This window comes from Pseudomonas sp. Pseusp97, from assembly GCF_047304025.1.
Lineage (GTDB): Bacteria > Pseudomonadota > Gammaproteobacteria > Pseudomonadales > Pseudomonadaceae > Pseudomonas.
Genome location: NZ_JBGLYK010000100.1, coordinates 1 through 19,468, shown reverse-complemented (window position 1 = coordinate 19,468; position 19,468 = coordinate 1). Strand labels below are relative to the sequence as shown.

General features: G+C 63.8%; 22 protein-coding genes. 9 read left to right on the top strand and 13 right to left on the bottom strand.

Annotation, left to right across the window (positions count from 1 at the left end; genetic code table 11):
- Nucleotides 1-143: 143 nt before the first annotated feature.
- Nucleotides 144-509: a DUF5064 family protein gene (locus ACCC94_RS17145; protein ID WP_081515890.1), complete on the bottom strand. Its 366-nt coding sequence runs from the start codon at nt 507-509 to the stop codon at nt 144-146.
- A 66-nt stretch (nt 510-575) separates the two neighbouring features.
- Nucleotides 576-893, bottom strand: coding sequence for a DUF2288 domain-containing protein (locus ACCC94_RS17140; protein ID WP_413350661.1), 318 nt, complete (start codon nt 891-893; stop codon nt 576-578).
- Between the two features lie 308 nt (nt 894-1,201).
- Here ACCC94_RS17140 and ACCC94_RS17135 point away from each other — a divergent pair, with 308 nt between their 5' ends.
- The 6 genes from ACCC94_RS17135 (at nt 1,202) to ACCC94_RS17110 (ending at nt 6,671) form a co-directional block, all read left to right on the top strand.
- On the top strand, nt 1,202-2,323 hold the full coding sequence (locus ACCC94_RS17135; protein WP_088419709.1) for a branched-chain amino acid ABC transporter substrate-binding protein: 1,122 nt from the start codon (nt 1,202-1,204) through the stop codon (nt 2,321-2,323).
- 116 nt (nt 2,324-2,439) lie between these two features.
- Nucleotides 2,440-3,363 carry a high-affinity branched-chain amino acid ABC transporter permease LivH gene (gene livH, locus ACCC94_RS17130; protein WP_017522222.1) on the top strand — a complete coding sequence of 308 codons (924 nt, stop codon included), beginning with the start codon at nt 2,440-2,442 and terminating at the stop codon, nt 3,361-3,363.
- Nucleotides 3,360-4,616, top strand: coding sequence for a high-affinity branched-chain amino acid ABC transporter permease LivM (locus tag ACCC94_RS17125; protein ID WP_413350660.1), 1,257 nt, complete (start codon nt 3,360-3,362; stop codon nt 4,614-4,616). The genes livH and ACCC94_RS17125 overlap by 4 nt, the downstream gene beginning before the upstream one ends.
- The gene (livG, locus tag ACCC94_RS17120) at nt 4,613-5,380 is read left to right on the top strand and encodes a high-affinity branched-chain amino acid ABC transporter ATP-binding protein LivG (protein WP_017522224.1); all 768 of its coding nucleotides are present in this window, start codon (nt 4,613-4,615) and stop codon (nt 5,378-5,380) included. Before ACCC94_RS17125 ends, livG begins: the two co-directional genes overlap by 4 nt.
- A 3-nt stretch (nt 5,381-5,383) precedes the next feature.
- Nucleotides 5,384-6,085 (top strand): ABC transporter ATP-binding protein, encoded by a 702-nt coding sequence (locus tag ACCC94_RS17115; RefSeq protein ID WP_024766892.1) that lies wholly within the window; start codon nt 5,384-5,386, stop codon nt 6,083-6,085.
- A gap of 253 nt (nt 6,086-6,338) precedes the next feature.
- On the top strand, nt 6,339-6,671 hold the full coding sequence (locus ACCC94_RS17110; protein ID WP_413350659.1) for a hypothetical protein: 333 nt from the start codon (nt 6,339-6,341) through the stop codon (nt 6,669-6,671).
- Between the two features lie 58 nt (nt 6,672-6,729).
- Here the strand turns inward: ACCC94_RS17110 and ACCC94_RS17105 are convergent, their stop codons facing one another.
- The 5 genes from ACCC94_RS17105 to xerD all read right to left on the bottom strand — a co-directional run bounded on the left by ACCC94_RS17105 (nt 6,730) and on the right by xerD (nt 11,966).
- Nucleotides 6,730-7,011, bottom strand: coding sequence for a DUF3509 domain-containing protein (locus ACCC94_RS17105; protein WP_413350658.1), 282 nt, complete (start codon nt 7,009-7,011; stop codon nt 6,730-6,732).
- Nucleotides 7,012-7,180: 169 nt separating this feature from the next.
- Nucleotides 7,181-8,590 (bottom strand): threonine synthase, encoded by a 1,410-nt coding sequence (gene thrC / locus ACCC94_RS17100; RefSeq protein WP_413350657.1) that lies wholly within the window; start codon nt 8,588-8,590, stop codon nt 7,181-7,183.
- Between the two features lie 95 nt (nt 8,591-8,685).
- Nucleotides 8,686-9,990 (bottom strand): homoserine dehydrogenase, encoded by a 1,305-nt coding sequence (locus tag ACCC94_RS17095; protein WP_413350656.1) that lies wholly within the window; start codon nt 9,988-9,990, stop codon nt 8,686-8,688.
- A 175-nt stretch (nt 9,991-10,165) separates the two neighbouring features.
- Nucleotides 10,166-10,894 (bottom strand): thioredoxin fold domain-containing protein, encoded by a 729-nt coding sequence (locus tag ACCC94_RS17090; RefSeq protein WP_413350655.1) that lies wholly within the window; start codon nt 10,892-10,894, stop codon nt 10,166-10,168.
- A gap of 175 nt (nt 10,895-11,069) precedes the next feature.
- The gene (gene xerD / locus ACCC94_RS17085; RefSeq protein ID WP_413350662.1) at nt 11,070-11,966 is read right to left on the bottom strand and encodes a site-specific tyrosine recombinase XerD; all 897 of its coding nucleotides are present in this window, start codon (nt 11,964-11,966) and stop codon (nt 11,070-11,072) included.
- Between the two features lie 218 nt (nt 11,967-12,184).
- On the opposite strand from xerD, the gene ACCC94_RS17080 reads away from it, so the two are divergent.
- Nucleotides 12,185-12,862, top strand: coding sequence for a hypothetical protein (locus ACCC94_RS17080; protein ID WP_413350654.1), 678 nt, complete (start codon nt 12,185-12,187; stop codon nt 12,860-12,862).
- Between the two features lie 140 nt (nt 12,863-13,002).
- Here the strand turns inward: ACCC94_RS17080 and ACCC94_RS17075 are convergent, their stop codons facing one another.
- From ACCC94_RS17075 to ffh, 6 genes are all read right to left on the bottom strand, one after another.
- Nucleotides 13,003-13,416: an acyl-CoA thioesterase gene (locus tag ACCC94_RS17075; RefSeq protein WP_413350653.1), complete on the bottom strand. Its 414-nt coding sequence runs from the start codon at nt 13,414-13,416 to the stop codon at nt 13,003-13,005.
- Nucleotides 13,417-13,555: 139 nt separating this feature from the next.
- On the bottom strand, nt 13,556-13,906 hold the full coding sequence (gene rplS / locus ACCC94_RS17070) for a 50S ribosomal protein L19 (RefSeq protein ID WP_017522234.1): 351 nt from the start codon (nt 13,904-13,906) through the stop codon (nt 13,556-13,558).
- 43 nt (nt 13,907-13,949) lie between these two features.
- The gene (trmD, locus tag ACCC94_RS17065) at nt 13,950-14,693 is read right to left on the bottom strand and encodes a tRNA (guanosine(37)-N1)-methyltransferase TrmD (RefSeq protein WP_152225264.1); all 744 of its coding nucleotides are present in this window, start codon (nt 14,691-14,693) and stop codon (nt 13,950-13,952) included.
- A 3-nt stretch (nt 14,694-14,696) separates the two neighbouring features.
- On the bottom strand, nt 14,697-15,233 hold the full coding sequence (rimM, locus tag ACCC94_RS17060; RefSeq protein WP_138215400.1) for a ribosome maturation factor RimM: 537 nt from the start codon (nt 15,231-15,233) through the stop codon (nt 14,697-14,699).
- Nucleotides 15,234-15,238: 5 nt separating this feature from the next.
- Nucleotides 15,239-15,487, bottom strand: a complete 249-nt coding sequence (gene rpsP, locus ACCC94_RS17055) for a 30S ribosomal protein S16 (RefSeq protein ID WP_017522237.1) — start codon at nt 15,485-15,487, stop codon at nt 15,239-15,241.
- A 144-nt stretch (nt 15,488-15,631) separates the two neighbouring features.
- Nucleotides 15,632-17,005: a signal recognition particle protein gene (ffh, locus tag ACCC94_RS17050; RefSeq protein WP_413350652.1), complete on the bottom strand. Its 1,374-nt coding sequence runs from the start codon at nt 17,003-17,005 to the stop codon at nt 15,632-15,634.
- 221 nt (nt 17,006-17,226) lie between these two features.
- Here ffh and ACCC94_RS17045 point away from each other — a divergent pair, with 221 nt between their 5' ends.
- Entirely contained in the window at nt 17,227-18,027 is an 801-nt protein-coding gene (locus ACCC94_RS17045) for an inner membrane protein YpjD (protein WP_413350651.1), read from the top strand.
- A gap of 42 nt (nt 18,028-18,069) precedes the next feature.
- Complete coding sequence (locus tag ACCC94_RS17040) at nt 18,070-19,362, top strand: HlyC/CorC family transporter (RefSeq protein ID WP_413350650.1); 1,293 nt, start codon at nt 18,070-18,072, stop codon at nt 19,360-19,362.
- Nucleotides 19,363-19,468: the final 106 nt, after the last annotated feature.

Below are 19,468 nucleotides of genomic sequence, written 5' to 3'. Positions count from 1 at the left end.
GAGCGAGCTTGCTCGCGAACCCTCACCGGCAAGTCAGGCGTCAAGCAAGTTCGCGAGCAAGCTCGCTCCTACACGGGTTGGCAGCGATTTCATCGGCAACAAAAAGCCCGGCACATGGCCGGGCTTTTTGTTGAATACGTGATTTACGAATCGCCGTGGATCACCTTGTCCAGGTCGATCGGGTCGCCGGGGTTGGTGCCGAGCTTCTGGCGGATGTCCTCGAACATCGCATCGTATTCCTTGTGGTTGCGCACCATCGAGCCGAACCGCGGGTGCAGGCCGTGCTTCTGCGCGATGCGGGTGGCATCGCTGGCAAAGTTGAAGGCCTGCTCCTTGGGCATGTCCCATTCTTCGGTAAAGGAATTACCGTCGATCTCGCCCTTCATGGTGAAGTGGACGATGGTGCCCTTTTCCACATCCTTGCGGACTTCATAGTTGATGTGAGCGTCGATCTCCTGCTGCCCCAGCCCCGGCAGGGACTGGAGATGCAGATGGCCCGGTTCGAACATGGCGAATCTCCTTCTATGGAATCCCGACAGTCTAGCCGGCCTTGGCGAATTGGAAATCGCCCTGCGTCAGTGCACGGACTCTTTTCGAACTCTTTCTTGCACCAGCACCCAGGGCGCAATGACCACCGCCCAGAGCTCCGGGTCGCGGTCGTGGAAGTCCTGCGCCAGTTTCTCGTCGACCTTGCTCAGGTCGCCGCTGGCCAGCCAGGCGGCGACCTTCGCCTTGTCGTCCTCGGCCACGCCCATCGCGACCTCTACCAGGTCCGCGGAACCCGCGACCTTGAGCAGGTTGCCACGGGCAAAGAAAGGCGCGAGCTCCTGCCAGGAAATCTTCGCGGTTTCGCCAAGCAACTTGGCATAGAGGGTGCTAGCTTGTTCAGTCATGAATCTCACCTGGTAAACGAACGGCGCCATGATAGCGCCGGGACCGCGCCAGGCAAGGTTCGGACGGCGTTTTCCATGGTGACGGAAAACCCTCGGGGAGAAGTCTGAAGGCGCCGTTTTTCTGTACGTTTGTGTCAATCATGCGACATGCCCGCGAACGACCCGCCGCCCCCCGCTTTTCAAGCGGTCAAGCGGCACTCTACACTGTACCGGTACAGTTGCCGGTGGGTCTGTCCGGGGCAATCCCGGTCCTGAAGCCCTCGGCAGCCAGGACTACAAAAACGAAAACACAAGAAGAGTGGAGCACTATGAAAAAGGGTACTCAGCGTCTTTCCCAGCTGTTCACCGCCATGGCCCTGGCCGGCGTGGCCAGCTTCTCCATGGCCGCCGACACCATCAAGATCGCTCTGGCGGGCCCTGTGACCGGCGCGGTCGCCCAGTATGGGGAGATGCAGTTCATCGGCGCGAAAATGGCCATTGAACAGATCAACAAGGCCGGCGGCGTCGATGGCAAGCAACTCGAAGGCGTGGTCTACGACGACGCGTGCGATCCGAAACAAGCCGTGGCCGTTGCCAACAAGATCGTCAACGATGGCGTCAAGTTCGTCGTTGGCCACCTGTGCTCCAGCTCCACTCAACCGGCTTCGGACATCTACGAAGACGAAGGCGTGCTGATGATCACCGCCGCCTCCACCAGCCCGGACATCACCTCCCGTGGCTACAAGCTGATCTTCCGCACCATCGGCCTGGACAGCCTGCAGGGCCCGACCGCCGGCAAGTTCATCGCCGAGCACATCAAGCCCAAGACCGTGGCCGTGATCCACGACAAGCAGCAGTACGGCGAAGGCATCGCCACTGCGGTGAAGAAGACCCTGGAAGACGCTGGCGTCAAGGTCGCCCTGTTCGAAGGCATCAACGCCGGCGACAAGGACTTCTCCGCGATGATCGCCAAGCTCAAGCAGGCCAAGGTTGACTTCGTCTACTACGGCGGCTACCACCCGGAGCTGGGCCTGATCCTGCGCCAGGCTTCCGAGAAAGGCCTGAAAGTCGGCTTCATGGGCCCGGAAGGCGTGGGTAACAAAGAGATTTCCGCCATCGCCGGCCCGGCTTCCGAAGGCCTCTACGTGACCCTGCCGAAGTCCTTCGACCAGGATCCGAAGAACCAGGCCCTGGTTGACGCCTTCAAGGCCAAGAACGAAGACCCGAGCGGTCCGTTCGTATTCCCGGCCTACGCGGCCGTCCAGGTCATCGCCGAAGGCATCAAGAAAGCCGGCGGCGAGGAGACCGACAAGGTGGCAGCAGCGCTGCGTTCCAACAACTTCGAGACCCCGACCGGTACCCTGGCCTTCGACGAGAAGGGCGACCTGAAGAACTTCAACTTCGTGGTCTACCAGTGGCACAAGGACGGCACCAAGACCGAAGCCAAGTAAGCCACCCGCCGCCACACAGAGCCCACTGCAGCCGCAGTGGGCTTTGTTTATCCGAGTATTCCGGGGGTCCGTCGCGCCACAAGCGCCGCTTCACGCGACGCCCGAGGAGTTAGGTAATGCCTGAGCTCTATCACTACCTGCAACAGCTGATCAACGGCCTCACCGTCGGCAGCACCTATGCCCTGATCGCCATCGGCTACACCATGGTCTACGGCATCATCGGCATGATCAACTTCGCCCATGGCGAGGTGTACATGATTGGCTCGTACGTAGCCTTCATCGTGATCACGGGGCTGGCGATGATGGGAATCGTGAGTCTTCCTGTCGTCATCATCTGCACCTTCGCCGCGGCGATCATCGTCACCAGCGCCTACGGCTACAGCATCGAACGCATCGCCTATCGGCCCCTGCGTGGAAGCAACCGGCTGATTCCGCTGATCTCCGCGATCGGCATGTCGATCTTCCTGCAGAACGAAGTCCTGCTCGCCCAGGATTCCAAGGACAAGGCCATCCCCAACCTGCTGCCGGGCAACTTCATCATCGGCGCGGACGAGATGACCGGCGTGACCATTTCGTACATGCAGGTGCTGATCTTCATCATCACCCTGCTGACCATGTACGGCCTGTCCATGTTCATCTCCCGCTCCCGCCTGGGCCGTGCCTGCCGCGCCTGTGCCGAGGACCTGAAGATGGCCAACCTGCTGGGCATCAACACCAACAACATCATCGCCCTGACCTTCGTCATCGGCGCCACCCTGGCCGCCGTGGCCGCGGTGCTGCTGGGCCTGCAGTATGGCGTGATCAACCCGCACATCGGCTTCCTCGCCGGCATCAAGGCGTTCACCGCCGCGGTGCTGGGCGGCATCGGCAGCATTCCGGGCGCCATGCTCGGCGGCCTGGTGCTGGGCGTGGCCGAAGCCTTCGGCGCCGACGTGTTCGGTGACCAGTACAAGGACGTGGTGGCTTTCACCCTGCTGGTGCTCGTGCTGCTCTTCCGCCCCACTGGCCTGCTCGGTCGCCCGGAGGTGGAAAAGGTATGAGCCAGAAACTCAAGACCGCCTTCTTCAGCGCCCTGCTGGTCATGGCCGTCGCCTATCCGGTGCTGGGCGTGAAGCTCAGCGTGATCGGCATCGGCCTGCAGCTGGAGAATGTCAGCCCCACCCGCCTGTGGACCATCGCCGCCTGCGCCGTGCTGATGTTCGTCTGGCAACTGGTGCGTGATCGCTTCGCCTTCGGCGGCAGCGTGAAACAGGCCTTGTCGCACCCGCACACTCGCCTGGCCGAACGCCTGACCCACGCCTCCGTGCAACGCAAGATCATCATGGTGCTGATCCTCATCGCCCTGGCCTGGCCGTTCTTCGGCTCGCGCGGCGCGGTGGACATCGCCACCCTGATCCTGATCTACGTGCTGCTGGGCCTGGGCCTGAACATCGTGGTGGGCCTGGCCGGCCTGCTCGACCTCGGCTACGTCGGCTTCTACGCCGTGGGCGCCTACAGCTACGCGCTGCTGTCGCATTACTACGGCCTGGGCTTCTGGGTGTGCCTGCCGATCGCCGGCCTGATGGCCGCGTTCTTCGGCTTCATCCTCGGCTTCCCGGTGTTGAGATTGCGCGGTGACTACCTCGCCATCGTGACCCTGGGCTTCGGCGAGATCATCCGCATCCTGCTGCGCAACATGACCTGGCTCACCGGTGGCCCCAACGGCATCAGCAACATCGAGAAGCCGACCCTGTTCGGCCTCACCTTCGAGCGCCGCGCCCCCGAGGGGATGCAGACCTTCCACGAGTTCTTCGGCATCGCCTACAACTCGAACTACAAGGTCGTCTTCCTCTATCTGGTCGCGCTGCTGCTGGTGCTGCTGGTGCTGTTCGTGATCAACCGCCTGCTGCGCATGCCCCTGGGCCGCGCCTGGGAAGCCCTGCGCGAGGACGAGATCGCCTGCCGCGCGCTGGGCCTGAACCCGACGCTGATCAAGCTCTCGGCCTTCACCCTCGGCGCCTGCTTCGCCGGTTTCGCCGGCAGCTTCTTCGCCGCGCGCCAGGGCCTGGTCACCCCGGAATCGTTCACCTTCATCGAATCGGCCATCATCCTCGCCATCGTGGTGCTGGGTGGCATGGGTTCCCAGCTCGGCGTCATCCTGGCCGCCGTGGTGATGATCCTGCTGCCCGAACTGATGCGTGAGTTCAGCGAGTACCGCATGCTGATGTTCGGCGCCCTCATGGTGCTGATGATGATCTGGCGTCCGCAGGGGCTCCTGCCCATGCAGCGCCCGCACCTGGAGTTGCGAAAATGAGCCGACCGATTCTTGAAGTAGCCGGCCTCACCATGCGCTTCGGCGGGTTGCTGGCCGTCAACAACGTGGCCCTGAAGGTCCAGGAAAAACAGGTGATCTCGATGATCGGCCCCAACGGCGCCGGCAAGACCACCGTGTTCAACTGCCTGACCGGCTTCTACGCGCCCACCGGCGGCGAGATCCTGCTGCGCGGCGAGCCCATCCAGGGCCTGCCGGGCCACAAGATCGCCCACAAGGGCGTGGTGCGGACCTTCCAGAACGTGCGCCTGTTCAAGGAGATGACCGCGGTGGAGAACCTGCTGGTGGCGCAACACCGGCATATCAACACCAACTTCCTCGCCGGCCTGCTCAAGACCCCGGCCTTCCGCCGCGCGGAAGCCGAGGCCCTGGACTACGCCTCGCACTGGCTGGAAATCGTCAACCTCAAGGACATCGCCAACCGTCCGGCGGGCACCCTCGCCTACGGCCAGCAGCGCCGCCTGGAGATTGCCCGCTGCATGATGACCCGTCCGCAGCTGCTGATGCTGGACGAACCGGCGGCCGGCCTGAACCCGCGGGAAACCGAGGACCTCAAGGCGCTGATCGCCATGCTGCGCTCCGAGCACGGCGTGACCGTCCTGCTCATCGAGCACGACATGAAGCTGGTGATGAGCATTTCCGACCATATCTACGTGATCAACCAGGGCACTCCCCTGGCCGACGGCACCCCGGAAGAAATCCGTGGCAACCCGGATGTGATCAAAGCCTATCTGGGGGAGGCCTGAGTCATGCTGAAGTTCGACAAGGTTTCCACCTTCTACGGCAAGATCCAGGCGCTGCACGACGTCAGCATGGAAGTCCAGCAGGGCGAGATCGTCACCCTGATCGGCGCCAACGGCGCCGGCAAGTCGACGCTGCTGATGACCCTGTGCGGCTCGCCGCGCGCCTCTTCCGGCAGCATCACCTACATGGGCGAAGAGCTGGTCGGCAAGGAATCCTCGGTGATCATGCGCAAGAGCATCGCCGTCGTGCCGGAAGGCCGTCGCGTGTTCGCCCGCCTGACCGTGGAGGAGAACCTGGCCATGGGCGGATTCTTCACCAGCAAGGGTGATTACCAGGAGCAGATGGACAAGGTCCTGGCGCTCTTCCCGCGCCTGAAGGAACGCTTCAACCAGCGCGGCGGCACCATGTCCGGCGGCGAACAGCAGATGCTCGCCATCGGCCGCGCGCTGATGAGCAAGCCCAAGCTGCTGCTGCTCGACGAGCCGTCGCTGGGCCTGGCGCCGATCATCATCCAGCAGATCTTCGACATCGTCGAACAGCTGCGCCAGGAAGGCGTGACCGTGTTCCTCGTCGAGCAGAACGCCAACCAGGCGCTCAAGCTCGCCGACCGCGGCTATGTGCTGGAAAACGGTCGCATCGTCATGCAGGACACCGGCGCCAACCTGCTGGTGAACCCCAAGGTGCGCGACGCGTACCTCGGCGGCTGATCCTTCCCGCTGCGATGAAAAACGGCCCTTCGGGGCCGTTTTTTTTGGCCGTATGAATTGCTGCTTGTGGTAGGAGCGAGCTTGCTCGCGAACCCTCCCAACGCCGGCGCTGAAGGGAAATCCGTTCGCGAGCGAGCTCGCTCCTACAGTAACCGGACATTCCTCTGCCTTTTCCGCCTGCGCTCCCGACGCATCCGACAGACAGCGGGCAAAAGCTCGCCAAGCATCTGCGGATACCACCAGGAGAGCCGCCATGAACGCCGATCATCTCAGCGAGTCCCTCATCCTGCTGCGCAAGCTCGCCCACGGCATCGACCCGCGCCACGACCTGCCCCTGGCCGTCGACGATCCCTGCCAGGCGCCGGAAGTGATCCGTGCCCTCTTCCATGCCATCCAGGCGCTGGAAGCGCCCGCCCCCAGGCCGCGCGCCCTGCCCCAGCAGGCCGGCAAACCCTGGCAGGCGGAAGAGGAACAAGTACTGCTGCAGCGTTTCGAGGCCGGCGAAACCGTGGCCGCCATTGCCCGCGAACATGGGCGCACCACCGGCGGCATCCGCTCGCGCCTGAAGTACCTGGGCAAACTCTAGACAGTGCCGCGCAAATGAAAACGCCGCCCAATGGGCGGCGTTTTCGTTGCAATGGCGGTCAGGTGCCGTAGCTCAGCACCTGCGCACGCTGGCGCAACTGGGAAACGACATCGTCCTCCATGCGGCCCTCGGAGATCAGCAGGTCGCGGCGGATGGTCTGCACCGCCTCCTCGCTCTGCCCATGGTCGGCCAGGTGCTGGCCTTCGATGACACGCCGCAGCACTACGTCTCCATCGTCGTTGGTGAGAGTCAGGATCCGGCCGCCATCAGGGCGTGCCGGGCCCAGGGAGTGAGCGTAGGGAGCGAAGGTATCGGTCAGCAGGGCGCTTAGCCGGTCCATGCGTATCTCCTTGTTGCGAAATGAAAAACACCCAGGAGAAGACCGCACGTTCGGCGATAAAGTTCGCCACTCTCAGTACCGTTGGTCATGACGCGATATTTCATGGCCCGCTGCGCGGCCATGAAAAAGCCCGCCATGGGGCGGGCTTCTTCGGTCGGCAATGCGCGGTTCAGAGCGGCTTGCCGCGGTTGCCGTGGGCGCTGACGAAGGCCTGGACCTTGGCCAGCTCATTCGGCAGCACGGTGCAACGTTCTTCTCGCTGGAACAGGTCGGTCAGGTGCGCGGGCAATGCCGGAACAGCCTCGATGCCTGCCTTCTCCACGGCCTCCGGGAACTTGACCGGATGCGCGGTGCCCAGGGTGACCATCGGCACCGCCAGGCTGCGGCGGCACTCGCGCGCGGCGCGCACGCCGATGGCGGTGTGCGGGTCCAGCAGTTCGCCGGATTCGGCGAAGACCTGGGCGATGGTCTCGCAGGTTTCCTCGTCGCTCACCGCCAGCGAATCGAACAGGCGGCGGGCTTCGGTCCAGCGGTCATCCTCGACGGCCAGCTTGCCGGTGGCCTTGAAGTTGTCCATCAGCTCGGCGACCGCCTTGCCGTTGCGGCCGTGCAGGTCGAACAGCAGCCGCTCGAAGTTGGACGAGACCATGATGTCCATGGACGGCGACAGCGACGCGTGCAGGGTGTCCTTGTCGTAGCGGTTGCCGGACATGAAGCGGTGCAGGATGTCGTTGCGGTTGGTCGCGACGATCAGCTGGCTGACCGGCAGGCCCATGTTGCGCGCCAGGTACCCGGCGAAGATGTCGCCGAAGTTGCCGGTGGGCACCGAGAAGGCCACGGAGCGGGCCGGCGCGCCGAGCTGCAGGGCGGCGTGGAAGTAGTAGACGATCTGGGCCATGATCCGCGCCCAGTTGATCGAGTTCACCGCCACCAGACGAGTGCCTTTCAGGAAGCCCTGGTCGGCGAAGCTGGCCTTGACCATTTCCTGGCAGTCGTCGAAGTTGCCTTCGATGGCGATGTTGTGGATGTTCTCGCCGAGGATGGTAGTCATCTGGCGGCGCTGCACCTCGGACACACGGTTGTGCGGGTGCATGATGAAGATGTCGACGTTCTCGCAGGCCTTGCAGCCTTCGATGGCGGCCGAGCCGGTGTCGCCGGAGGTGGCGCCCATGATCACGACGCGCTCGCCGCGCTTGGTCAGCACGTGGTCGAGCAGGCGGCCGAGCAGTTGCAGGGCGAAGTCCTTGAAGGCCAGGGTCGGGCCGTGGAACAGCTCCAGCACCCACTCGTTGCCATTGAGCTGGCGCAGCGGCGCCACGGCGTTGTGGGCGAAGACGCCGTAGGTCTCTTCGAGGATCTTCTTGAAGTCGGCATCGGCGATGCTGCCGGCCACGAACGGGCGCATCACGCGGAAGGCCAGCTCGTGGTACGGCAGGCCCGCCCAGGAGGCGATCTCTTCGACGGTGAAGCGCGGCAGGTTTTCCGGGACGTAGAGACCGCCGTCGCTGGCCAGACCAGCCAGCAGCACGTCTTCGAAGTTCAGCGCGGGCGCCTGGCCGCGGGTACTGATGTAACGCATAGATCAAACCTTCGGTTTGAGCCCCAAGCCTCAAGCCTCAAGCTGCAAGCAGTGCTTCTGCTTGCAACCTGCCGCCTGCGGCTTGCAGCTCCGAGTTAATTGAGCTGTTCGACGCGGATGCGTACGACATTGCCGACGACGTCATCCAGCGCTTCCAGCGCGGCGATGGCTTCGATGATGCGGGACTCGAGCACGCGGTGGGTAACCAAGATCATCGGCACCAGACCGTCATGCTCTTCGACTTCCATCTGCATGATCGATTCGATGTTGATGCCGCGCTCGGAGAGGATGGTCGCCACCTGGGCCAGTACGCCCGGATGGTCCTTGGCCTGGATGCGCAGGTAGTAGGCGCTTTCGCAGGCGTCGATCGGCAGGATCGGGTGGTCGGAGAGCGAGTCCGGCTGGAAGGCCAGGTGCGGCACGCGGTTCTCCGGGTCGGCGGTCGTGGCACGAACCACGTCCACCAGGTCGGCGACCACCGAGGAAGCGGTGGGCTCCATGCCGGCGCCGGCGCCGTAGAACAGCGTGGAGCCCGCAGCGTCGCCGTTGACCATGACGGCGTTCATCACGCCGTTCACGTTGGCGATCAGGCGGTCGGCCGGGATCAGGGTCGGGTGGACGCGCAGCTCGATACCCTTGTCGGTACGGCGGGCGACGCCCAGATGCTTGATGCGGTAGCCCAGGGCCTCGGCGTAGTTCACGTCGGCAGTGGTCAGCTGGGTGATGCCTTCGGTGTAGGCCTTGTCGAACTGCAGCGGAATGCCGAAGGCGATGGACGCCAGGATGGTCAGCTTGTGCGCGGCGTCGATGCCTTCCACGTCGAAGGTCGGGTCGGCTTCGGCGTAGCCCAGCGCCTGGGCTTCCTTCAGCACATCGGCGAAGGCGCGGCCCTTCTCGCGCATTTCGGTGAGGATGAAGTTGCCGGTGCCGTTGATGATGCCGGCCAGCCAGTTGATGCGGTTGGCGGCCAGGCCCTCGCGGATCGCCTTGATCACCGGGATGCCGCCGGCCACGGCGGCTTCGAAGGCGACGATGACGCCCTTCTCGCGGGCCTTGGCGAAGATCTCGTTGCCGTGCACGGCGATCAGCGCCTTGTTCGCGGTCACCACGTGCTTGCCGTTCTCGATGGCCTTGAGCACCAGCTCATGGGCCAGGGTGTAGCCACCGATCAGCTCGATGACCACGTCGATATCCGGGTTGTTCGCCACCTCGAAGATATCGGCAGTAATGGGGGTACTGCCGGTATCACACTTCGGATTGGGGCGACGGGCGGCAATCTGCGCAACCTCGATACCACGCCCGGCACGGCGGGCAATCTCCTCGGCGTTGCGTTTGAGTACATTGAAGGTACCGCCACCGACGGTCCCCAACCCACAGATTCCCACTTTCACCGGATTCACGCTGAAACTCCCCATGATTACAGCATCGGGGCGCCTGACACACCGATGCCCGCAACGCGGCGGGCACGACGGCAGACACCATATCGAAACAGGCGGAGTGCCTGTTCCCTAGTCAAAAGGAACCGAACATTACGAAGCGGTTCCGCATTAGTCAATCAGAGTGCAAAGCCGCGGCTTACTTGGCTTCCAGGGCCAGCTTGGCGATCTGGCCGGCCGGCTGGTAGCCCGGCAGCATGGTGCCGTCGGCGAGGATGATCGCCGGAGTCCCCTGCACACCGACCATCTGGCCCAGGGCGAACTGCGCATCCACCGGGTTCTCGCACTTGGCGGCCTTCACTTCCTTCTCATGGAACATGTCGCTCATGGCTGCCTGGCGATCCTTGGAGCACCAAACCGCCTGCAGCTGCTGGTCGCCCGAGGAGTTCGGCCCCTGGCGCGGGAAGGCCAGGTAGCGCACTTCGATGCCGCGCTTCTGCAGCTCCGGCACTTCGGCATGCAGCTTCTGGCAGTACGGGCAGGTGGTGTCGGTAAAGACGGTGATGTGGGCCTTGGTCTCGCCCTTGGCCGGGAACACGACCATGTCCTTCGCCGCGATGGCGTTGATGGTCTTGGCCACGCCGGCGCTCTCGGCCTTCTCGGTCAGGTTGGTCGGCTTGCCGTCCTTCACCTGGTAGATGTTGCCCTGCACGACGAACTGGCCGTCGGCGCTGGCGTAGAGGATGCGACCGCCCTTGAGCTGCACCTGGTAGATGCCCTCCAGGGGACCCTTGGAGATGTTCTCGATGGGCAGGTCGGGCTGCAGGGACTGCAGGGTGGTACGGATCGCCTGGTCCGGTTCGGCAGCCAGGGCAAGGGTGCTGACGAGGCCAAGGGCCGCGGCAGTCAGAAGTCGGGACAAACGCATGGATAGCTCCTGATGTCAGTCGGCGAAGACTATCACACCGGGCCGGCAAGACCGAGCCGCAGGCTGTAGCGGGAAGCTTCGGCTCTTCTGTAGGAGCGAGCTTGCTCGCGAACGAACTCGCCGGCAGCTCCGGTGCCGTGCGGTTCGCGAGCAAGCTCGCTCCTACAGTGTCAGCTCACCCACGGGGATGATGCTGGGCATGCAAGTCCTGCAGCCGCGCGCGGGCGATATGCGTGTAGATCTGCGTGGTGGAGAGATCGCTGTGGCCCAACAGCATCTGTACCACGCGCAGGTCCGCGCCGTGGTTGAGCAGATGAGTGGCGAAGGCATGACGCAGGGTGTGCGGCGACAGGCTCTTGCCGATGCCGGCGACCTTCGCGTGGAGCTTGATGCGGTGCCAGAAGGTCTGGCGGGTCATCTGCTCGCCGCGCAGGCTGGGGAACAGCACGTCGCTGGGCCGGCCGGCCAGCAGGTCGCCGCGCGCCTCGCGCACGTAGCGCTCGATCCAGCGGATCGCCTCCTCGCCCAGCGGCACCAGGCGCTCCTTGCTGCCCTTGCCCAGCACACGGACCACGCCCTGGCGCAGGTTCACCTGCTCCAGGGTCAGCCCCACCAGCTCGCTCACGCGCAGGCCGCACGCATAAAGCACCTCGAGCATGGTGCGGTCGCGCAGGCCGAGCGGATCGTCGGTCTCAGGTGCCGCCAGCAGGGCCTCGACATCCGCTTCCGAGAGCGACTTGGGCAACGGTTTGCCGAGCTGCGGCAGGTCCACCAGCAGGGTCGGGTCTTCGCCGATCAGGCCTTCGCGCAGGCAGTAGCGGTAAAAGCCGCGCAGGCCGGAAAGAAAGCGCGCCGTGGAACGGGCCTTGTAGCCCTCGCCCAGCCGCCAGGCCAGATGATCGAGGATCACGTCGCGGCCGGCGGACTCCAGCGCAACGCCACGCTCCTCCAGCCAGCCGTTGAACAGCGCGAGGTCGCTGCCATAGGCACTGCGGGTGTTGTCGGAAAGGCCCTTCTCCAGCCAGAGGGCATCGAGAAAGCGGTCGATGGAAGGATGCGGCTGCGGCTTCATGGAAGGGAACATAGCGTTTCGGGGCGGCTAGTTTTCCACAGGCTGCACCTTCGCAGCTACCCGATAGCCTTCGCAAATCCCCCGGCAGGCCTTACATCGGCGAGGCGTTGAATAAGTGGACGACCGGTCACGTCTGCCTATCTTTAGGCTGGTGACAGAATTTGTCTGACAGACAATGATTGCACCACGCCATCATAGCGCCCCACGAAGCCTACACCATGCCCAGTCAACAGAACTCCCGTCTCGGCCAGATCCTTGTCAGCAAGGGCCTGATCACCTCCCACCAGCTGGACAAGGCCATCCAGCTCCAGCTCACCAACGGCCTGCGCCTGGGCGAAACCCTGATCCAGCAGGGCTGGATCAGCGAGCGTCAGCTCGGCCGCGCACTGAAGAAGCAGACCAACCTGCGCCTGGCGGCAACGCTGGTCGCGGCGCTGCTCAGTCCGTTCCAGCTGGCCAGCGCCGATGTGCAGCGCCAGGCGCCCGCCAGCGTCACCCGCCACGAGGCGCCCAAGGGCCTCAAGCCGCTGAGTGACCGCGAGATGAGCGACGTCAGCGCCCAGGGCTTCGATGACACCCTGCAGAGCCTGCTGGTCAGCGCCGAGGGCGGCGATGGCGTGGGTGCCATCAAGCAGCTGTCCCGCCTGGTGATGCCGGTGGTCGACAGTCTCGATGCGGAGACCTCGCTGCACGACGTGCAGTACGACACGGCGCACGCCTCCTCGTCCCTGAACCCGGACGGCTCGATCAACGTGCGCCTGCCCAGTTCCATCGGCGAGGTGCGCTTCGACAATATTCGGGTTGCCGGCGCGCCCAAGACCCAGAGCATGGGCAGCCTGAGCCTGCAGAACATAGACCTGTCCCAGGCTTCGCTGAAGATCAGCCTGCGTCACTGAAACGGTTGGCGGGCTTTTGTAGGAGCGAGCTTGCTCGCGAACCAGGTTTGCCGGCCAGATCGATGTCAGGCGGTTCGCGAGCGAGCTCGCTCCTACAAGTACGTCTCAGCGAAGGCGCCCACCGGGCGCCTTCTTCCATTTCAGTTTTCGAAGCCGGGCAGGACGGGCACCGGGCGCTTCTCGTCGTCGATGGCGACGAAGCTGAAGAGCCCGTGGATGGCCTTCTCGCGGCCGTCGGCGGACATGCTCTCGACGAACACTTCCACCTCGACCTTGAGGCTGGTGTTGCCGACCTTCACCACCCGACCGATCAGCTCGACGATGGAGCCGGCGGGGATCGGGTGCTTGAAGTCGATGCGGTCGGTGGACACGGTCACCAGCGGCAGGCGACAGAAGCGCGTCGCGGCGATGAACGAGACTTCGTCCATCCAGGCCAGCGCGGTGCCGCCGAACAGGGTGTTGTGGTGGTTGGTGGTGGGCGGGAAGATCGCCTTGGTGACGCGGGTTTCGGAAAGCTCCGTACGACGGAGGATTTCCTGCTCTCTGGGGCTCATGCCACTGCTACCTGATGCAATGAGGGTGGCTGCCGGTGCTGCGGATGTTGTGTTCTAGTGCGCTGCCGGGGCAGATGGACAAATCACGGGCAAGAAAAAAGCAGCCCGTGGGCTGCTTCTTTCAGGACGAACCGGCGACTTAGGCCAGTTTTTCCTTGATGCGAGCTGCCTTGCCGGACAGTTCGCGGAGGTAGTACAGCTTGGCCTTGCGCACGTCGCCGCGACGCTTGACCGAAATGCTGTCAACCAGCGGGCTGTAGGTCTGGAAGGTACGCTCTACGCCTACGCCGTTGGAGATCTTGCGAACAGTGAAAGCACTGTTCAGGCCGCGGTTACGCTTGCCGATGACAACGCCTTCGAAGGCCTGCAGACGCTGACGGTCGCCTTCCTTCACTTTAACCTGGACGATTACGGTGTCGCCGGGGGCGAACGCCGGAATCTCTTTGCTCATCTGTTCAGCTTCGATCTGCTGAATGATCTTGTTGGTCATTTCGTGCTCCTAAGACAAGCGCTCGGCGCTCGCCATCGATACGTTAACTATCGTTCCGCTGGCGGATGTATTCCTCCAGCAGCTTTTTCTCTTCTCCAGAAAGCGAGCGGCAATCCAGAAGATCGGCACGTCGTTCCCAGGTCCTGCCTAAGGACTGCTGCAAACGCCAGCGCCGGATGTGTTCGTGGTTGCCGCTGAGCAGCACCTCAGGAACACGTTTGTCTGCGTACACCTCAGGTCGGGTGTAGTGCGGACAGTCGAGCAGGCCATCCGTGAAGGAGTCCTCCTCGGCGGAGTCCACGTGGCCCAGTGCACCGGGCAACAACCGCGTGACCGCGTCAATCAGCACCATGGCCGGAAGCTCACCCCCGGACAGGACATAATCGCCAACTGACCATTCCTCATCGACATGCTCTTCAATGAAGCGCTCGTCGATGCCTTCGTAACGCCCGGCGATCAGGATCAGTCGTTCCTCGTTCGCCAGTTCTTTCACGGCCGCCTGCGTGAGCTTGCGGCCTTGCGGCGACAGGTAGATCACCTTCGCCGGTCCGCCTGCGGCTTGCCGGGCATCGCCCAGTGCGCCTTCGAGCGGCTTGATTTTCATCACCATGCCGGGACCACCGCCGAAAGGCCGGTCATCCACCGTCTGGTGACGGTCCTCGGTGTTGCTTCGCGGGTTGAAGCACTGAAGCTGAATCAGCTCCTGCTTGACCGCGCGACTCGTGATGCCATAGTCGCTGATGGCGCGAAACATCTCCGGAAAGATGCTGATGACTCCAATCCACATGGGCTAGAAGTCCGCGTCCCAGTCCACCCGCATCTCGCCGGCTTCGAGGTCCACCGATTTCACACACTGATCCGTATACGGGAGCAGGCGTTCACGGTCGTCCAGGCTGCCTGCGCAGGGCTTGACTACCATCACATCGTTGGCGCCGGTCTCCAGCATGTGGTCGAGAATCCCGAACAGTTGCCCGTTCTGGTCGATCACCTTGAGACCTTCCAACTGACTCCAGTAGAACTCGCCATCGTCCAGCACCGGCAGCTCGCTGCGCGGGACCAGGATTTCGAATTCAGCGAAGGTGCGGGCGATCTCGCGATCATCCAGTCCCTTCAGCTTCGCAACCAGGACATTGCCCTGTACGCGACCTTGAACCAGCTCAGCCTGTCGAACCTCGTTGCCACGCTTGAGCGTCCAGCGGCGATAGTCCAGCAGGTTGTCCAACGGATCGGTAAAGGAATACACCTTCACCTCACCACGAATACCGTGCACCGATACGATCTTGCCGAGAACAACCATCTCCTCGGCGGGAGCAGGATTCGTGTTCATTGATCTCAGGCAGCCTTGGCGGCGTCCTTGATCAGCTGAGCAACACGCTCAGACGGTTGAGCGCCTTGGCTCAGCCAGTAGTTCAGACGCTCCTGGTTGACCGAGAACTTGACTTCGGCGCCAGTGGCGACAGGGTTGAAGAAGCCGACGCGCTCGACGAAACGGCCGTCACGAGCGTTGCGGCTGTTGGTCACGGTCAGGTGATAGAACGGGCGCTTCTTGGAGCCGCCACGAGCCAGACGAATGGTTACCATGCGTACGTTGTTCCTATGGTTTGCTTGCAAAAAAGAAATGCAGCCCTCGGGCACATAGCCCGAAAGGCCGCATATTCTATGAGCTAAAGCCCCGCGCCGCAAGCCGCAGCGCGTCCGGCCCGCCGGGCGGCGAGCCGTCCGGGCTCACATCTTGGGCATGCCGCCGGGGAACATGCTCCCCATGCCGCGCATCATCTTGGCCATGCCGCCCTTGGCGGTGACCTTCTTCATCATCTTCTGCATCTGCTTGTGCTGCTTGATGAGGCGACCGACGTCCTGTACCTGGGTGCCCGAACCCATGGCGATGCGGCGCTTGCGCGAACCGCTGATCACTTCCGGATCGCGGCGCTCGCCAGGAGTCATGGAGTTGATGATCGCCTCCATCTGCTTGAACTGCTTCTCCGCCGCGTTCTGCGCGTTGCCCATCTGCGACAGGTTGACGCCACCGAGCATTGGCAGCTTGTCCATCAGGCTGCCCAGGCCGCCCATGTTCTTCATCTGTTGCAGCTGATCGCGGAAGTCTTCCAGGTCGAAACCCTTGCCCTTCTTGATCTTCTTCGCGAGCTTCTCGGCCTTCTCGCGGTCCATGCTCTGCTCGGCCTGTTCGATCAGGCTGAGCACGTCACCCATGCCGAGGATGCGCGAGGCCACGCGGTCGGGGTGGAACGGATCGAGCGCTTCGCTCTTCTCGCCCATGCCGAGGAACTTGATCGGCTTGCCGGTGATGGCGCGTACGGAGAGCGCGGCACCGCCACGGGCGTCGCCATCGACCTTGGTCAGCACCACGCCGGTCAGCGGCAGCGCGTCATTGAAGGCCTTGGCGGTATTGGCGGCGTCCTGGCCGGTCATGGCGTCGACCACGAACAGGGTTTCCACCGGCTTGATCGCCGCGTGGACCTGCTTGATCTCGTCCATCATGTCGGCGTCGATGTGCAGACGGCCGGCGGTATCGACGATCACCACGTCGATGAATTTCAGCTTGGCTTCGCGGATCGCCGCTTCGGCGATGGCCACCGGCTTCTGGCTGGTGTCGGACGGGAAGAAGGTCACGTCCAGGTCGTTGGCCAGGGTTTCCAGCTGCTTGATCGCCGCCGGGCGATAGACGTCGGCGGACACCAGCAGCACGGACTTCTTCTTGCGCTCCTTGAGGAAGCGCGCCAGCTTGCCGGCAGTGGTGGTCTTGCCCGCGCCCTGCAGGCCGGCCATCAGGATGACCGCCGGCGGAGCTGCGTTGAGATCGAGGTCCTCGTTGGCCGCGCCCATCAGCTCGACCAGTTCGGCCTGGACGATCTTCACGAAGGCCTGGCCCGGCGTCAGGCTCTTGGAAACCTCGGTGCCGACCGCGCGATCCTTGATCTTGGCGACGAAGTCCTTGACCACCGGCAGGGCCACGTCGGCCTCCAGCAGGGCCATCCGCACTTCGCGGAGCGTGTCCTTGATGTTGTCCTCGGTCAGCTTGGCCTTGCCGGTGACGTGGCGCAGCGTTTGCGAGAGGCGATCTGTAAGGTTTTCGAACATGCGCGTTCCTAATCAGGCCCGGACGGGCCAGGGTTTGGCTTGTCAGCAAGCCGGCGATTATAACCAAGTGCGGCCAGCGCCAACACCGCCGATGATCCCGATGTGACCGACTGCTTCGCAGGCCAGAAGCGAACTGTTCTCAGCCGCTTTCTAGGCACAGGCGATCTGTGCCAAACTCACGACCTTTCGGGTCCCCCGTCGAAGGACTGTTCCAAGGACTTATGCAACCTCTGCTGCCCAGCCTGATCGCCGCCGTCCTTTATATCGGCACCACCGCATACCAGGGTGTTCACCTGGCCCGCCGTACCCCGCCGCAGAAACCGCTGCTCCTCCTGCTGGGCCTGCTCGCCCTGCTCTGCCAGGCCTACAGCCTGAGCCAGGAGCTGCTGACTCCCGCGGGCCTGGCGCTGGACTTCTTCAACGCCGCCAGCCTGATCTCCGCCGCGGTCACCGCCCTGACCCTGCTGGCCTGCCTGCGCATCCCGGTGCACAACCTGCTGATCTTCCTCTATCCGCTCGGCGCGTTGACCACGCTGCTGGCCGTGCTGATGCCCCACGGCACCATCGAGCCGATCAACGAACAGCCCGGTATCCTCGCCCACATCCTGCTGTCGATCCTGGCCTATGGCCTGCTGACCATCGCCGTGGTCCAGGCGCTGCTCCTGCTGGTGCAGGACCATCAGCTCAAGCACAAGCACCCGTCGGGCCTGATCCGCAACTTCCCGCCGCTGCAGACCATGGAAAGCCTGCTGTTCGGCTTCCTCTGGGGCGGCTGGTCGCTGCTGTCGCTGTCGCTGATCTCCGGCTGGCTGTTCGTCGACAACCTGTTCGCCCAGCACCTGGCGCACAAGACCATCCTCTCCTGCTTCGCCTGGATCGTCTTCGGCGTGCTGCTGTGGGGCCGCCACCAGCTCGGCTGGCGCGGCCACAAGGCGATCCGCTGGACCCTCGCGGGTTTCTGCCTGCTGATGCTGGCCTACTTCGGCAGCAAGCTGGTCAAGGAATTCATCCTGCACATCTGACGCTAACGGCGGCGCCCGAGCGCCGCTGAAGGACCTGCGCGCATGGAAGAGATCCACCCCGGCTACCTGATCGGCCTGCTGGTCTTCCTGATCCTCTGCTCGGCGTTCTTCTCCAGCGTCGAGACCGGCATGCTCAGCCTCGACCGCTACCGCCTGCGTCACCTGTCCAAGCAGGGCAACCGCGGCGCGCGGCGCACCAGCTGGTTGCTGCTGCGCACCGACCGGCTGCTGGGCACCATCCTGATCGGCAACAACTTCGTCAACATCATCGCTTCGTCCCTGGCGACCCTGCTGGCCCTGCGCCTGTGGGGCGAAGCCGGCGTGGCGGTCGCCACCGTGGCGCTGACGCTGATCCTGCTGATCTTCGGCGAGATAACCCCCAAGACCTACGCCGCCCTGCGCCCCGAGCGCGTGGCCTTCCCCGCCAGCCTGCCGCTGATCTGGATGCAGAAGCTGTTCAGCCCGCTGCTCTGGCTGATGACCGGCATCAGCAACCTGCTGCTGCGCCTGGGCGGCCTCGACCCGACCCAGCGCGGCAACAAGCCACTGAGCAACGACGAGCTGCGCAGCGTGGTCACCGACTCCAGCGAGAAGCTCACCAACAACCGCCAGGACATGCTGCTGAGCATCCTCGACCTGGAAAAGATCACCGTGAACGACCTGATGGTGCCGCGCAACGAAGTCCAGGGCATCGACCTGGACGACGAGCTGGAAACCATCATCGGCCAGCTGCGCAACACTACCCACACGCGCCTGCCGGTGTTCCGCAACGACATCAACCAGGTCGAGGGCGTGGTACACATGCGCCAGATCGCCCGCCTGCTGACGCATAACCAGTTGACCAAGGACAGCCTCAAGGCCGCGTGCCTGGAGCCCTACTTCGTGCCCGAGAGCACACCGCTGTCGACCCAGCTGATCAATTTCCAGAAGCAGAAGCGCCGCATCGGCATCGTCGTCGACGAGTACGGCGAGGTGATCGGCATCATCACCCTGGAAGACATCCTCGAAGAGATAGTCGGCGAGTTCAGCAACCAGAACACCCTGCGCAACCCGGACATCCATCCCCAGGCCGACGGCACCTACGTCATCGACGGCTCGGCCAACCTGCGCGACGTCAACCGCGCGCTGGGCTGGCAACTGCCCAGCGACGGGCCGAAGACCCTCAACGGCCTGGTCACCGAAGCGCTGGAGCAGATCCCCGACTGCGCGGTGTGCCTGAAGATCGGCCGCTACCGCCTGGAAATCCTACAGTCCGGCGAAAACCGGGTGAAGAGCGTGCGCGCCTGGCTGCCGGGCGCACCGCCGAAAGAACCCTACGCCGACGAGCTTGCCTGAGCCGCCCCGCCCGCCCCTATAATCCGGACGGCTTACCCAGCCTCCCGCCGACGCCCGCCGCTACCCGTGACGCCGCGCCGGCCAGTCAATCGCACGCCCCGCCGAG